The 15,823-nt window shown below is 43.7% G+C and carries 11 protein-coding genes; 6 read left to right on the top strand and 5 right to left on the bottom strand.

Annotated elements, in window-relative coordinates:
- Nucleotides 1-130 precede the first annotated feature (130 nt).
- Nucleotides 131-391 (top strand): hypothetical protein, encoded by a 261-nt coding sequence (locus tag MHN00_RS17900; RefSeq protein ID WP_014947949.1) that lies wholly within the window; start codon nucleotides 131-133, stop codon nucleotides 389-391.
- Between the two features lie 133 nt (nucleotides 392-524).
- Here MHN00_RS17900 and MHN00_RS17895 read toward each other — a convergent pair whose 3' ends face one another.
- Entirely contained in the window at nucleotides 525-1,196 is a 672-nt protein-coding gene (locus MHN00_RS17895) for a haloacid dehalogenase type II (RefSeq protein ID WP_239301998.1), read from the bottom strand.
- A 280-nt stretch (nucleotides 1,197-1,476) separates the two neighbouring features.
- Complete coding sequence (locus MHN00_RS17890) at nucleotides 1,477-3,735, bottom strand: TonB-dependent receptor (protein WP_239301997.1); 2,259 nt, start codon at nucleotides 3,733-3,735, stop codon at nucleotides 1,477-1,479.
- Between the two features lie 306 nt (nucleotides 3,736-4,041).
- Here MHN00_RS17890 and MHN00_RS17885 point away from each other — a divergent pair, with 306 nt between their 5' ends.
- The 3 genes from MHN00_RS17885 to MHN00_RS17875 all read left to right on the top strand — a co-directional run bounded on the left by MHN00_RS17885 (nucleotide 4,042) and on the right by MHN00_RS17875 (nucleotide 8,008).
- The gene (locus tag MHN00_RS17885) at nucleotides 4,042-5,076 is read left to right on the top strand and encodes a LacI family DNA-binding transcriptional regulator (RefSeq protein ID WP_101563321.1); all 1,035 of its coding nucleotides are present in this window, start codon (nucleotides 4,042-4,044) and stop codon (nucleotides 5,074-5,076) included.
- Between the two features lie 167 nt (nucleotides 5,077-5,243).
- Complete coding sequence (locus MHN00_RS17880; RefSeq protein ID WP_239301996.1) at nucleotides 5,244-6,482, top strand: MFS transporter; 1,239 nt, start codon at nucleotides 5,244-5,246, stop codon at nucleotides 6,480-6,482.
- A 2-nt stretch (nucleotides 6,483-6,484) separates the two neighbouring features.
- Entirely contained in the window at nucleotides 6,485-8,008 is a 1,524-nt protein-coding gene (locus tag MHN00_RS17875; protein ID WP_239301995.1) for a trehalase family glycosidase, read from the top strand.
- Between the two features lie 71 nt (nucleotides 8,009-8,079).
- Here MHN00_RS17875 and MHN00_RS17870 read toward each other — a convergent pair whose 3' ends face one another.
- Nucleotides 8,080-9,879, bottom strand: a complete 1,800-nt coding sequence (locus tag MHN00_RS17870) for a GGDEF domain-containing protein (protein WP_239301994.1) — start codon at nucleotides 9,877-9,879, stop codon at nucleotides 8,080-8,082.
- Nucleotides 9,880-10,036: 157 nt separating this feature from the next.
- Nucleotides 10,037-10,930 (bottom strand): DMT family transporter, encoded by an 894-nt coding sequence (locus MHN00_RS17865; protein ID WP_239301993.1) that lies wholly within the window; start codon nucleotides 10,928-10,930, stop codon nucleotides 10,037-10,039.
- A gap of 281 nt (nucleotides 10,931-11,211) precedes the next feature.
- Between MHN00_RS17865 and MHN00_RS17860 the strand changes: the two genes are divergently transcribed.
- A complete protein-coding gene (locus MHN00_RS17860) occupies nucleotides 11,212-11,730 on the top strand; it encodes an HAD-IA family hydrolase (RefSeq protein ID WP_239301992.1) in 519 nt (172 codons plus the stop codon).
- A gap of 3 nt (nucleotides 11,731-11,733) precedes the next feature.
- Here MHN00_RS17860 and MHN00_RS17855 read toward each other — a convergent pair whose 3' ends face one another.
- Nucleotides 11,734-11,889 carry a hypothetical protein gene (locus MHN00_RS17855; RefSeq protein ID WP_014947958.1) on the bottom strand — a complete coding sequence of 52 codons (156 nt, stop codon included), beginning with the start codon at nucleotides 11,887-11,889 and terminating at the stop codon, nucleotides 11,734-11,736.
- Nucleotides 11,890-11,966: 77 nt separating this feature from the next.
- On the opposite strand from MHN00_RS17855, the gene MHN00_RS17850 reads away from it, so the two are divergent.
- Nucleotides 11,967-15,809 carry an ATP-binding protein gene (locus tag MHN00_RS17850; protein ID WP_239301991.1) on the top strand — a complete coding sequence of 1,281 codons (3,843 nt, stop codon included), beginning with the start codon at nucleotides 11,967-11,969 and terminating at the stop codon, nucleotides 15,807-15,809.
- Nucleotides 15,810-15,823: the final 14 nt, after the last annotated feature.

Below are 15,823 nucleotides of genomic sequence, written 5' to 3'. Positions count from 1 at the left end.
TGCGTATGTTTTGTAGTACCTAACTAGAATAAAAGGCCTGCTATATTCCTTACAGATTTGAGAGCAAATATATGCTCATTCTTACGGTATGACACTAACCCGGGATTATAACGAGTAGTTGGGGACTCTTATGAAACAGCAAACGCTTATAGCAGTATCAGCTTTAATGTTTTCTTCTTCTGTTTTGGCTAATGGCGGCTTTGAACCGAATAAGAAAGCATGCGTGAACGTCGGAAAAGAAATCACTCGCGTAAGCACTGAAATGGACGCAGCTAAGTCAGGTATTCAGAAGTCATGGCTTAAGCGTCAATTAAGCGCACTAGAAACGAAACGCAATTCTTGCAGCACACAAGGTTTTAAGCCAAACCAGCCCGAGCTAGCAAAAGTTTAATTGTTTTGTATTTCGATTTGAAAAAAGTCTTACTTCGGTAAGACTTTTTTGTTTGCGCCTAACTATTTTGCAACTACGCTAGATTTATAGCGTTCAGGCACAGTGAGGTCGTTGTGCCCTCACACAGAACACGTTACGAACTTATCATTTCGATAAGCGCAGTAAGCGAAGCAATGCTGTGATCGGGAGCAAGACCTAACGGGTACATCATTTTCCCCGAGCGTTCTACGAATGCGGTTTGCATACCTGTCGCCTTAGCACCACTTACATCCCAACCATGAGCCGCCACCATCATGGCATCTTCGTTCTTTACGTTAGCCTGCTGACAGGCCCAGTGATAAACCGCTGCATGTGGTTTGTAGGTACGTACACTTTCCACACTTAATATATGGGAAAAATAGGGCTTAATATTGGCAAACTCAAGCTGTGCGTCTAGTCCGGCTTTAGATGAGTTTGAAAGGGCGACCAAGGTTACACCAGCACTTTGAAGCGCCTTTAATGTAGGAACAACATCGTCGTGCGCTGGCAATCGGGTAATATGCTGTTTGATGATATCTTTTGCGGTAGCCTCATCAACAGATATATCCTTACTGTGAGCTACCATGGTAAGCGCTGCGGCTCCAATATCAATGAAATCGTGAAACTGTCCAGACGCAACATCCACTAAACTGTGATGCAATAAGTTAGCAAACCATAAGTCTACCAGTGTCTCATCGCCGTTTAGCACCGACGCTAAGCCTGTTTTTATGGCCTGCATGTCTAGTAGTGTTTCATTAATATCGAAGAAAATAACCTTTGGCGTCACGATTCACCTTCCTATAGTTGATGATAGTAAACGGTACGTTTCGTTTTTAGCTTGTTCGTTGCTTATACCACTGTAAAACAGAATTGGTTTTGCTAAAGCACATTACGACCAATGTCGATGAATTAACGCTGACAGGATATAAGAAGAATCTAACAAGAAAGGGGTGCAAGAAAAGGCAGCAATAGCCTCATAAATCCTGAACGAAATATATTGAGAAAAATGAACAACAAAAAGCCGGCACTAAGGCCGGCTTTATTTTTAGGTGTTGCGCATTTTGTTCTTAGAAGAACAAATAAGAAACGCTAAGCTTCATGCTACGAGGCATAATGTAGCGGCCGTTTGGTGAATCTGGATTACGCGGGTCACCCTCGGTAATACCTTGTTCGTCGGTCAGGTTATCAACAGAGAACTGAAGACGAAGTGATTCAGTTGGCTCTAGCGTTAGACCCACATCAATCTTTTCGTATCCTTCTAGTACAACTGTGTTTTCGTTGTTACCAAAGCGATCATCAACCGCTGATAATGTACCGTATACCGTGGCATACATATCGCCGATATCGAAGCCGTAGCTTGGTGTTACACGTACTTGCCAACCAGGCTGACGCTGAGATTCATTGCCTTCGTTATTGGCGCTGGCAGTAATTTCAGTTTCCTGAATAGTTCCGTTCACGCTTAACGAGAAGCCTGAATCGTGGCTATAGCGACCGTCAAGTTCTATACCGTAAGCTTCGTTAGTAAGAATTTCAGCCGGTGCGCCCGGACGGCGTACAAACGTATCGCCTTTTACTTCGTTTGCGAATGCAGTTGCAAAGAACTGGATGTTGTCATTCATGAACTTATAACCAAGCTCGCCTTGAGTAACTTCTTGAATCAAGTCGTTACCGCCAGTGTAGGCACCCCAGTTGTCTCTGAAGTCGTCGAAGTAAGGCATTTTATAGCCTCGGTTCATGCGAACGAATACACCGCTGGTGTCATTAAGCGCGTAATTTGCGCCCACTGTCCACGATGTTTTGGTTTCGTCGTACTCAAGCGCTTTAGTTATTTTGCCATCAAGATCTTCATCTACTGAATAGTTCACTTCGTGATTTTCACGGCGTAGCCCTAAGTCGATACTCAGGTCTGTGGTTGCGTACCACGTACCCGTTGCATAAAGTGCGAACGTGCTTGCATCACCTACAGAGCTGATGTCGTAGTTCCAATCGCAGCCTTGTGCGTCAGTGTTACATTCGATCCCGTCTAACAATTCGCCGCCTGGCTGCAACACGTGGTAAGCCGTGTTACCAATGCTCCACCAGTCATTAGCTTTGGTTGATGCACTGTAAATACCAAATGATGTATCGAAGTCTTCCCAGCTTTTCGACACAGCAAGGTCGTTAGTGAAAGCTTCAATATCTTTAAGTACTACCCAACGACCGATTTGCTGAATAGGCGTATCACCGTCATACACTGTGCCAGTTACTGCACCAGTGGCTGATTCGCCATTGTCGGCAACATTTGCAACGGTAGTTGCAGAACCATTCGGTACAAGACCAAAAGTATTGGCTTCACCTTTGGTAAGGTTAAAGCGGTCAACTAGCTGCCAGTCGTTGCCTAAGTCAAGCTTAATGCTACCGCCACTTACGTGTCCGTCCCATCCACGACCTTCGCCAAAGTCGAATGACTCAGTGGTATCGTTAGGGCCATACGTAATGGTGCCTTGGCGATTCAATGGACCAATTTGCGTATAGTTTGCGTCGATACCTTCAACGTTTAAAGGTGTAGGTAAGTACCAAGTACCGCGATCGTCAGTTTGACGGGTATAAAGGTTAAGCTCGCCTTTTTCGAAAACTTTAGTGATGTTTACGGTGAACTGGTTACCCTGCTCAGAGTTAAAGCCGGCATCACGAATACCTTCTGAGCTCTTAATGTAGCCACCTACCATGTAGTACAAGTCGTCATCTAGTGCGCCGCTTGCAACCACGTCAATGCGGTTTAGGCCGTAGTCAGAGATAGTGTACTTCGCTGACGCTTCTGTCGACTCGCCACCACGTTTGAGGCGGAAGTTTGTTGTAAGGCCTGGTTGACCGTTGCTTACTACTGGGTTTGGACCACCGCGTAAACCTTCAACCATTTCAATGGTATCGTCTATGCGAAACAGCTGAGAGTTCTCAAGGAAAGATAGCGTAGGTGCAGGGTAGATAGGAGAGTTCTCAAGCGCAATCGTTAAGAACGGCGCATCGCCACCACCTGGAAAACCACGCACAAATACGTTCGCGCCTGACTCACCGCCTGAGCTTTCAACCCAAACACCTGGAATGGCCTTAAACAAATCGGCCGTAGACTTAGGTGCCAATTTTTCAATGTCGCTAGCGTCGATGTTGGTTACCGCGAAGCTTGCGTCAATCTTTCTAATCCCTGCGCCGCCTGGCGTACCGCTGACAACAATGATCTCTGCGTTGTCTTTCGCTTGTTGTTTTACGTCTTCTTGTGCCATGGCAGGCTGCGTTAGTGCTACCGCTACTGCACTCGCCAGCATTCCTTTTGTAAACAACGTTTTCATGGTGTGTGCTCCCGAAAATGTTCTATTGCGTTGTTAACTGAATGCGTTAAACAGGTTTAAAAATTGTTATACGCATCACGATTGCGAAACAAAATAGATCTGTTTGCAAACGATTGCAAGAATAAAATGCAATCGTTTGCAAATTTTTTGTTTATTGTTGTTAACATGGTTTTACGCCAAGACGATTCGCGCTATATTGTGAATTCGGCTGTAGAGTCGACGATTTATCCGGTTTAGGTAGCGGTTTTACGCTTATATTTTGTAGTGCTATCACGGGTAACCCGATATACCGAAAATTATTAGAGAATGGTCACATTGGTTTCTGAAACAAAACTCACCTTAGCGAAGCTGGCTGATATTGCTGGTGTATCAACATCGACAGCATCACGGGCACTGAAAGACAACCCGCTTATTAAGCAGGAAACCCGAAACAGAATTCAGGCACTAGCTAAAGAGCACAATTTTAGTATTAACGCGGCCGCTAGCCGCTTAAGAACACAGAAAACTCACGTGATAGCGGTGATTTTAAATCTAATCGACAACACCGAACAAAGCACTACAGACCCATTCCTGCTTAAGCTGGTGGGAGAGCTAAATCAGGCGCTAAATGCCAAAGGCTACGAGCTACTGCTGTCTAATTCATTTATGGCATCTGACGATTGGGCGAACTACTTTATTCGCAGCCAGCGCGCCGACGGCATTATTGTCATTGGGCAAGGCAAATCCACGGCCAAAATCGACCGAGCAGCACAGTCGGGCATTCCCATTGTCGTGTGGGGCGATGCAAAAACAGACGCGCCATATCCCATTATCGGCGGCGACAACTATTTGGGTGGCTATACGGCAACCCAGCATTTGCTGAGCCACGGCGCCAAACGCATCTTGTTTCTTGGAGACTCTGAACACGCGGAAATGCAGGAACGTCACAAGGGATATTCGCAAGCCCACCGCGATGCGAATGTGCCAATAGACACGCAGTGCACCTGCGCCATCGATATTACGTCGAAAGCAGCATACCAATACATTAACGAGCGTATAAAGGCGAATGGGTTAGATTTCGACGGGATCGTTTGTGTAAGTGATATGGTGGCATTAGGCGCGTTAAAAGCGTTAAAAGAGCGCTATGTAGGTATTCCAAGCGATGTAGGCATTGTGGGTTACGACGATATTTCTTTAGCTGAACTTATGCACCCGTCGTTAACAACGGTGCGTCAGAATACTCAGCAAGCCGCAATAGAGATGGTTACGCAGCTATTAAACCAGTTTGAAAACAAACCTACAGAAAGCCAGGTAGTGGAAACAACCTTAATTGCCCGTCGCTCTACGCAGCACAGCGACTAATATTTCGCTTTTTTATCAGCTTTTTAACGCATAAACGCTATTATTTAACGGTAACAGGGTGACGATATTAAGCTCTAACGAAAAAATAAAAGCGTTTTGCAAACGTTTGCATTTTTATTTTCTTACGACTACACTCCTGCATAATTCAGTTAACAGAGTGTTTACACATGTCCCGATTCATGGTCATTGCAGCCATTGCCATTAGCTACTACGTATTTGCCATACTACTTAACAGTGTGGGTACTGTTATTCTGCAATCGATCAATAGCTTCGACATTAGTAAGCCAGAGGCAAGCGCACTAGAAGGCTTTAAAGACCTTTCTATTGCTGTTGTCTCGTTCCTAGTGGCCAGCTTCATTCCAAGAGTTGGCTACAAGCTTTCAATGTTACTTGGTTTAGCATTAGTGGCCGTTGCCTGTGCGCTGACGCCTTCTATCGCAAGTTTCTGGTTCATTAAAGTGTTGTTTGCCTGCATAGGTACTGCATTTGCGCTAGTGAAAGTGTCGGTGTACGCCATTATTGGGCAGCTGTCGTCTACCACTAAAGCGCACTCATCGTTAATGAACACCATTGAAGGTATTTTTATGTTGGGCGTGTTGTCTGGCTACTGGGTGTTTGCTGGGTTTATCGACCCCAATAACGATGCTTCTTTATCTTGGCTGAACGTTTACTACTTACTAGCTGCGCTGGTTGGTTTTACGTTAATCGTTGTGGCATTGGCTCCTATAAAGCCTGTGGAAAAAGCGCAATCAGAAGGCCTTGCAAGCGAGTTCTTCAGCATGCTGAAACTGGCGTATAAGCCTTTAGTGCTGGTGTTTATCTTCTCTATTTTCTTATACGTGTTAATAGAGCAGGGCATAGGTTCGTGGCTGCCAACTTTTAACAAAGAGGTGCTGGGCTTACCTACTCAAGTCAGCATTCAAATAACCAGTATCTTTGCGATAGCGCTGGCCGTTGGGCGCTTAACTGCGGGCGCAGTACTTACGCGAATGAACTGGTATCCCTTCTTAAATATCTGTTTGGCGGGTATGGCTACGGTAATGCTACTAAGCTTACCGCTTGCCGAAAACGTGGCAGACAGCACAATAGCCAGCTGGGCTGACGCACCAATAGCTGCGTTCCTTATTCCATTAATTGGATTGATGATGGCGCCTATTTACCCTGTATTAAACTCGGTAATGCTAAGCGCGCTCCCTCAACATCAACATGCACCTATGACAGGGCTAATTGTTGTATTTTCGGCTCTTGGGGGAACCACAGGTTCTATCGTGACTGGATTTATTTTCGACGCAGTAGGGGGCCAACAAGCATTTTATCTATCGCTTATTCCAATCGGTGCATTAGTGGTAACCCTATTCTTCTTTAAACGAGCGTCTTCTTCTCTATCGCCTAAAGGTGCGCAGTAACTATGAGTTCTTTTTCACACAACTGGCGCGACAGCTTGTCGTTTTTTGCCAGCGACCTGTTTAAACATGTGCAAATGGCACAGCTATTCCCAGACAGCAAAACCTTCGCTGACGCTATTGTTAAAACCGATCTCAACACCGTTTTAGCGGCTTATGAACAAGCGTGTTTAGATGCTGAGAAAAGCGGTGAAGCAGTAGACTTAGCTACGTTTGTTAATACCCATTTCGATATTCCAGAAATGATTAGCGCAACATCGCAAACCAAGTTTGAAAATGTAGCCGATTATATTGAGCATATGTGGCAGGTGCTAACGCGTACCCCCGACACTGAGCAGAAAGACAGCTTAATAGCGCTTACCCGCCCATACATAGTGCCGGGTGGACGCTTTCGCGAAATCTATTACTGGGATACATATTTTACCGCGTTAGGTCTAATTGACGCGGGGCGCACCGACATGGCAATTAACATGTTGGTGAATTTTGTAGATATTTTAAATGAAGTAGGCTGCATTCCTAATGGCAACCGCGCCTATTACTACTCTCGCAGTCAGCCTCCTATTTTGGCGTTGTTTTATAATTTGCTTAAAGACGCACTAAGCGACCAGCAAAAAGAATACGTTATCTGGGGCTTAAAGAAAGAATACCAGTTTTGGATGAATGAAGCGGGCGAGAACGCGTCACAGAAGGGCGCAGCACAACTGCGCACGGTTACCATGCCGTGTGGCGCTACACTTAATCGTTACTTCGACACCGAGCCTACGCCTCGCCCTGAGTCTTATCGAGAAGACATAGAAACAGCAGAGCACATAGGCGCTGACAAAAGTCAGTTTTACCAGCATGTTCGCGCGGCTTGCGAATCGGGTTGGGACTTTAGTTCGCGCTGGCTAGCTAATCCCAATTCACTAGCAAGTATTCGTACAACTGAAATTATTCCCGTAGATTTAAATGCGCTTTTGGTAACGCTTGAACAGACTCTGGCAAGCGTGACTAAAGGTGCCGAGCAAGCTCGCTATAGTGCGGCATCTACAGCACGAATTAAGGCAATAAACACCTATTTGTTTAATGCTGAAAAGGCGGGCTATTTTGACTATCACTTCCCCACAAAAACTCAAACCGATGTAGTGTCAGCGGCTATGTGTGTGCCGTTGTTCGTTGGTATTGCAAATGAACAACAGGCAGAGGGAGTGCGCGCTGCGGTAATGAACTCCTTGTTAAAAGAAGGTGGCGTGGTAACCACTTCAAACGCTACGTCGCAACAATGGGATGCGCCAAATGGCTGGGCACCGCTTCAACTGTTTGCCGTTGAAGGGCTGCGCAACTATGGGTTTGAAATGCAGGCTCAAACCATCATGCTGCGCTTTTGTAAAACCATTGAGCGTCACTTTGCATCAAGCGGTGTGCTACTTGAAAAGTACAATGTGTGCGAACCGGAAATAAAAGCAGGTGGCGGTGAATACGACGTACAGCTAGGTTTCGGGTGGACCAATGGCGTGTATACCCGTTTTCAGACATATCTGAACCAGTAAACACGCTTCGGTTAAAACAAAAACGCGCGGTACCGTAACAACGGGCCGCGCGTTTTTTGGTAGTGTAGATATTAATTGTTCCCTGAGCGGTTACCCATATCAATCGACATGGCAATATCATCGAGTATGTCGTTTAGTCCCGTAATTTTCTCGTTAGCGATAAATACGCTCATCTGCGATTCAAGCACAATATGGTCGGAAGTCGCATCGTTTTCAAAGGTATTGTCTAACGCGTTCTGTACGCGGTCGAAAAACTGTCGCGCACTTCGTTCTTCAATATTGTGCAGACATAAAATAAATTGCTCGGTACCAAATCGCCCTAAAATATCGTTACCGCGGGTAACATTTTGAAGAGTTTGTGCAATCTGTCGTAATACTAAATCACCTTTTGTTGACCCCATTTTCCGCGTTATTTCACGCAGGTTGCTAATGTCGAATATAGCAATGGCAATGGCCCGGCCTTTTTTCGGCGCATCAAGCTTGTTAATGCGGGCTATCGCAGAATTCGCATTAAGTAGCAGAGTAACGGGATCGATGGCTTTGCGCGCAAGGTGTTTTCTACGAAGTACGTAGCCAGTAATACCGCTTACCAGAAGGAAAATAACAATAGCGGTATACAGCGTGTTCTTTCGTTGCTGTTCCGCTTGTTCAATCGCAGATTCCAAATCATAAATACGGGTATACAAGTTAGCAGCACCAATAATTAAGGCCGAGTCTTGAGTAACTTCACGGCGCTTAGTCACTTCTTTAGAATAAATCTCGTGCGCTTCTTTCGCCTTAGCTAAGTCCTGCAGTGCGATATACATAGACACGTTGAAGCTAAGGTAATCCAAATTTGAACGAAAGACCGGCGGTATCGCGTCATCATTTAACGCTTCAATACCTGATATATACTGCTTAATACAGGTGAGATCGTTGTCATGTAAGCAAATCTCAGCTTTGTGCCAGTTAACAAGAAGTTCGCCTAACGAACTCGAGATGTTCGAAGACGCTTTTTCTAAATCGGGAAGGGTGTAGGTAAGTCGGTTGTAGTTTTCTGTTTTTCTATAGTAAATAGACAGTGCATACTGATACAAGAAGTTGGTTAGCGGTGTGTCTATTTCGCTATTGAGTACACCTAGTTCTAGAATGCTTTGGTAGGCGCGCTCAGTTTGACCGCTGCTTAGCAATGACACAATGGCGCTGATAAGAATACTTACCTTATTACTGCCTTTATATACAAGCAAGCCCATTTCATGTGCTTTTAGATATTGCTCTGCTGCTAAGGCATGTTGCTCTAAATCGCCATATAGTAAACCAATTGCGTTGTGAATATGCGCTAACTCACCGGGGCTGCCGTCGTTTGAATAACGCTTAAGCACACCAAACATCTTACCTAATCTTATTTCAGGTGAAGTGGTTTCTGAACAGTAATTAATTAGGCCTAAAGAAGAGCTGGTAAAGATATCGCTGTGGCGCTCGGGCGATGATAGTTCTTGGGCTTGTTGGTAGTACTTACAGCGTGCAGGGTTTTCTCTGGCGTCATAAGAAAAGCCAATTTGATAAATAGCCGATGCAAACGCATAAGAGCTTTCATCAATATTGCTTTGCATAATGGCTTTAAGCAGCATAGTTTCAGCTTCTTCGTACTTACCACGGCAAATTAAAAACTGCCCTTTGGCTACGGTTAAGGCAAAACGTTGTTGTGATGTAAGCGACTCAAGCGCAAGTGTGTCTTCAAGTTCTGGAAGTAGAGACTGATTGGGGCAATCATACGAAGGCGTGCGTACCTTTTCGATAACGGCATCGATGTTGTCGTTTGCCAACGCGGCAAAAGAAGCTAGCGCAACGCTCAAGAAAGAGAATACTGTTAAGGATAACCTTTGAACCATGAGAAATAACGTTTTTGTTTTTTCTTCATAATATCGATTTGAACCCCGAACTACTACACGGAGCACCTAAAAGTTAGCTATTTTTTGTATCTTAATGCGTCTACTGTTTTCCAATCGTTAAGCTAGGTAAGTACGTGCAGCGCGTTAGCAATGCCTGCTAGTGGGTAGGCGACCCAAAACTAACTAATATAGCTACTCCAACCAAGGCAACGGCAGACCATACAATAGTTGCCTTAGTCGCCCGCTCACCAAGTACCCATGCAACCCCTAGCGACATTAATGCGCTTGTAGCAATAAGGGTTTGAACCACGGCCGCTTTCGCATAAGCAAACGCAAACATTTGTAGGTAAATAGCAGCAGTAGTGCCAAGTAACGTGGCTAACACAAAAGCAGGCCATACACGTTTTCCACTGTCGCTTTCATAGTTAATAACGGGCATGTAGCGCGTTTTGGTTATGGCTATAAATGGCACCACAAAGATCATACCGCCAACTAAGCGTAAGAACGCAGCGCTGGCAGCGTCAATTTCACCGGCACTTAAAATGTCGCGGCTAACTACGGCACCAACCGCCTGACATAACGCCGCGCCCACACCATACAAATAGCCACTGGTTGCAAACACGTGTGTAGTGCTGCGTTTGCGTACCTTTATAACCATATCTACCGAAAACAGTACTACTGCAACGCCAACCCACTGCTGCCAGGTAATCCATTCGCCAATAAACGCCATAGCAAAAAGGGCAGTGAATAAAGGCGCAAGGGTTTCGGCGACCAGCACCGCTTGGCTATCGCCAATGCTTTGTAAGGCTTTAAAAAAGCAAGTGTCGCCAATGCCTATACCAATAAGCCCGCTAAGCAATAACCACAAAACTGCATGAGTGCTAAACCCCGTAGGCTGAACTACCACTAAAACCACTGCCAAAATGGCAATAGAAATAAGCCCCTTCCAAAAGTTCATGGTAAGCGGCGAAAATGCGTTACCCGTTCCACGGAATAAACGCGCAGCAATTGCCCAACAAAGCGCTGTACCTAGCGCAGCAAAAACACCCATAAATTACCTGTTAAAATTTTGCCCAAAAACGCTGGGGCAAATAAGTAGCTTGCCAAAAAGAGCGGCTATGCTAATGCAAGGTGTGGGCGGGGTAAACTTAAATCACATCAGTAGTTTTTAACTAAATATATTGAAGCCTTAAGCAAACGTAACTGAAGGCTAATGGCTTTCGTGGCATTATGTTGGCGGTAAGATTTATGAGTAAGTTAAGCGCTGTGCTCAATTAAGTAAGCGTTAACCAAACTTTAAGAATAACAGTGAAGTAAAAGGACGAGAAAAGCGTGAGCGTAGAGCAGATGAACTTAACCGGCATTAAAGGTGTAATATTCGATTTAGACGGCACCTTGGTAGAGTCTAGCCTTAACTTCACGCAAATGCGCGCCGACGTAGGCTGCCCACAAAACGAAGACATTCTCACCTTTGTTAATGCCCTAAGCTGCGCTAAAACCAAAGCGAATGCACACCGAGCTATTTTGCAGCACGAACTAGACGATGCGCAAAATGCGAAGTGGTTACCCATTGGCAAAGCCATGGTAGAAAAGGTGCAAGCACACAAGCTCCCCATGGCAATAGTTACCCGCAACTGCCGCCAAGCCACCGCAATTAAGGTAGCTAATAACGGCATACCCATCGACTACGTGCTAACCCGCGAAGATGCCCCAGCCAAGCCCGACCCAACCGCATTATTGATGGTGGCGAACACATGGCAGCTTCAACCTGAAGACTGCCTGTATGTAGGCGACTTTATTTATGACCAGCAAGCCGCCGAGAATGCTGGGATGAAGTGGTTTTTGGTTTAGGTATTAACTATTTACATCTGGTTTCTTTGGCTTGATAGGCCCAATTGGTAATATCACGTAAAAGTCTATTTCCAACGTTGGTGCATTAGTTCCAGCATATACTTTAGTATACTCTGCCTCGGCAAGCTCTTGCATGTTTGTTTTTTGTTCGATATTCATGTCTTTTCCTTTTTGTTTTTTGATTCTCAAGCTCGAATGAGCACACATAAAGTAATAATTAAACAGGGATGTAAGACATGTTTACTGAGACAGTTTGTCCTTATCGACAGAAAATCCATACTTGTGTCCCAATATTTCTTATTTTTTTCTTGGTTATTCCAAAATTGAGCCATGCTATCGGTATTAACTTAGAGGGGAGGACATCATTTGATGGAATTCCATCAGGTGTAATTCGAGACTTAGAGGTTTCAAACAAAGTAGTTTATGTAGCGGCAGAAAACGGGGTGTTTGAAGTTATTGGACACGAGTCTGAGAAATTAGACTTCAACACTTCTAATCACGCCACAGGGGTTATCTCTGATATTCAACTGAATGGAACGGACCTATGGGTTGTTGAATATGGAGTTGGTGTTTTTAAAGTTAATCTAGAAAATAAAAACTCGCAGCAAGTATTTAGTGATCGTGAATGGTCGAGTTCTATTTGGACTATGGCAATGACATCTACTCATTTATATTTCTCAGTCATTGACGATGTCATTGCAGTAGATAGAACTACAGGGCAATCGACAAGCCTAAATTCCAAATTAGAATCTTTCAAGTTAAACGGCACTTACTCGCTTTTTGCAAACAATCACAATGCGTATATAGCATCTAATAAGGGCTATCTTTCAATTGAAGGGGCATTAGATAATCTGCAAGAATTTAAATTGAGTAGCAAGCTACCATTACTATCAAATGCAACTTTTATTAAAGTAATTGATGATGAATTATATATCGGCGGTCCACAAGGGGTGTACATATTAGGAAGTAACGAGCGCTTCGTTCCAACCGAGGGAATTAGTGGCACCTACATCCAAGATGTGGTTAAAGGTGAAGATGGGGTGATCTGGGTTTCCGACGGTCGCCTTTTACTGCTAGAAGATGAAAAACTATCGGCTCCCCCTTTCATGAATCCTATATTGACGTCTGAAGCGATAAGGTCAGTAACCAAAATAGCTGTAGACCCCTACAATTCCATCCTCATCGCCTCCTCACAATTAGGCTTAGTTTCATTACCTAAAACAAAGCTAGTGACAAACCTAGTGTCATTTAATGGGAGCGTTGTAAGGGAAAATATTCAAAAGACATCAATAAATGAAAACGGAACTATAGTTCGAACTGAAAAAGGTCTCTTTCAGTTAAACGAGAAGAGTGGGGAGTTAGTCAATACTCATTTGGATAAAGACAAGGCAGAGTTTTGTACCTCTTGGCAGGAAAGAGCTTTTATACGTCTCAATGAAATAGACCCTTCTGTTCTCTGCAATAGCGAGTTTTCCCATTATATAGAAGCCGGTAAAAATGCCTTTTATTTCTACTTTGATGATGGACTCGATGCCAATTACTACTATATCGCTAACAACACCATACGTGACACAATTAAAGCCCCTAAAAAAGTGGTCTTCAGCTCTTTGTTGAGTGGTGGAGAAATCGTTGCGATTGATGAATTTGATGACGTTCATTTTCAATTGTCCAAATTCAACTGGCGTACTGTTACCTCTAAAGAAGGTGGCTGGTTCGGGCTTCAATGTTTAATAGAGTTCCAAGAAAACTATTTGGTATGTACATCAGGTGCTGGACTAAAAGAAATCAACAAGAAAAATGGAAAAGTTAGCTCTTCCACGATATTGGGCCTAGAGAAACTAAGGTTCATTAGAGGTGCCATGGTTACCGAAGGGAAAAATCTCTGGGTAGCGTCTAACATGGGCCTGTTTGTTAAGCCCAATATAAGCAACTCAGCTTCTAAAGTGGGTATTCGTTATGGACTCTTCGATACAGACTTTGAGTATAAGAGCTTTGAAGCGCTTGGTGAGAAAGTGCTAGTTAAGGGGGATAAATATAGTTACCTGTTGGATGAAGAAAAGCTAATTGAGAGTCTCAATGCAAATTCAGTTGGGGAGATGTCTACTATTCTTAGTTATGTTCAATGGGGAGATGGAGAAGGACGACATATCACATATTTTCCTGAGGACTTTGACTTCAAGTTTAAAAGTAGCTTTAAGGAAGTAACATTCAACTTTATCGTCAGTGATTTCTACAATGAAAGCAGCAGTATTGAATTTAAATTAGATGATGACGCTTGGGTTTCTCACAATAAACCTGTAATGAATTTAACATTAAGTGATATGAACGTTGGTGTGCATACTCTTAGAGTCCGTGTTCCAGCAGATAAAAGTACTACAAATGAACTGACAATTAGTTTTGATATAGATCCACCTATTTGGGCTTCTTATATCGGCTTTACTATATATTTATTTATATTGGCTGGGGTTTTGGGTTTGTGGAGAATAGGGGTTTTAGGCAGGCTATATAACAAATTCAAAACTACTAAACTCTACAACCATCTTACCCGCTACGAAATAACCGACGGGCACTCTAAATTTGAAAAGATGCTTCGCAGCAAAGAGCGTTTCATTAACGAAATCACCCACGAACTTCGCACCCCAATTCAGCTCATCAATGGATCGTTAGAAGGTATATCCAAAACAGCTCATGCAGCGAGCAAAGAACTGATATGTGTTCAGGACAATATGAAAAGGGTCGAACAGTTGATTAATCAAATGAGTCAAGATGTCCCTAAAGCCTTGGCTGCTGCTGACTACTACAGGTCCTACTCGCCAGACAACATAAAATTCATCGTCTTATCGCTAGAGCCATTAGCCAAGCAGAAGCGGCAGAATTTAGAATTGCGTATTAAAGGGAAAAAAGAAATTTCGCTCATTAACGACAGCTTAGAGAAAATCCTGGCAAACCTAATTCAAAATGCAATTAAGTTCACACCAGAACTTGGCACAATAAAAGTAGCCGCTATACAAGATAGTAAAGTACTTAAAGTTATCGTTAGTGATGACGGAGAAGGAATTGATGAGCACTTTCACAAAAAAGTATTCGAGCGATTCACTAAAGGGAGCAGTGAGCATGAAGGTCATGGTGTTGGCTTAGCAATGGTGAAAACCTTAGTTGAACTGAACCAGGGCGACATTGCGTTAGAGAGTCAAAAAGGCATTGGAACTAAAGTTACCGTAACGTTACCCATTGATGATATTGAGTATGTAAATTCGCATGCTGAAAAATTGTCACCCGCAAATGCCAAATCGAACAAGAAATCACTATTAATAGTTGATGACAGCAGAGAGTTCCGCTCTTATCTATTTGATTTGTTTTCTAGCAAATATCGCTGTTTAGTTGCGCGAAATGGTGTGCAGGCGTTAGACGTTATGCAGCATTACCTTGTCGATCTAGTTATCACAGATCAAATGATGCACGAAATGGACGGGCTGAGTTTAATAAGAGAAATTCGCGGTAATGTAAGCTATGCCAGTATTCCCATATTGATGTTAACTGCGGAAACCGGAACTGAATTAGAAAAATCAGCGCTAGAAGAAAAAGTGGACTACTTTTTGGCAAAACCTGCATCAAAAGAGGAAATTACTCTTAGGGTTGAGCATTTATTGTCGGTTAGAGAGGCAAAAGAGCGCGAGGAAGAGGAAAGCGAAGAGCCTGCATTTAAATTTGGATGCCTGAAAATCCCCGAGTTTGATAACGAAAAGGATATGGCGTTCTTTTTGAACTTTATCGCAGTATTGGAAAAGAACTACCACAATGAATCATTCAATAGAGACCAAGCTGCCTCGCAGTTATTGATAAGTCCTAGAAGTTTGAACCGAAGAATGTCAGAGTTGTTTGAATACAACTTCAGCGAGTTTCTTTCACGCTTCAGAATCGAAAAGTCTATTCCGTTACTGTTAGAGGGAAATAGCATTCTAGATACCTGCCTAGACGTTGGCTTCGGCACCGCAGCTTATTTTTCGACGTCCTTTAAAAAGGTTATGAGCTTACCACCCAAAAAGTTTGTGGAGCAATACAATAAAACAGTAGCGTAAAGGTAGTATCTAAA

The organism is Alteromonas sp. Cnat2-8, from assembly GCF_022348355.1.
Lineage (GTDB): Bacteria > Pseudomonadota > Gammaproteobacteria > Enterobacterales > Alteromonadaceae > Alteromonas > Alteromonas macleodii.
Note: the sequence above shows the minus strand (reverse complement) of the source record. Positions and strands in the feature narration are given on the sequence as shown.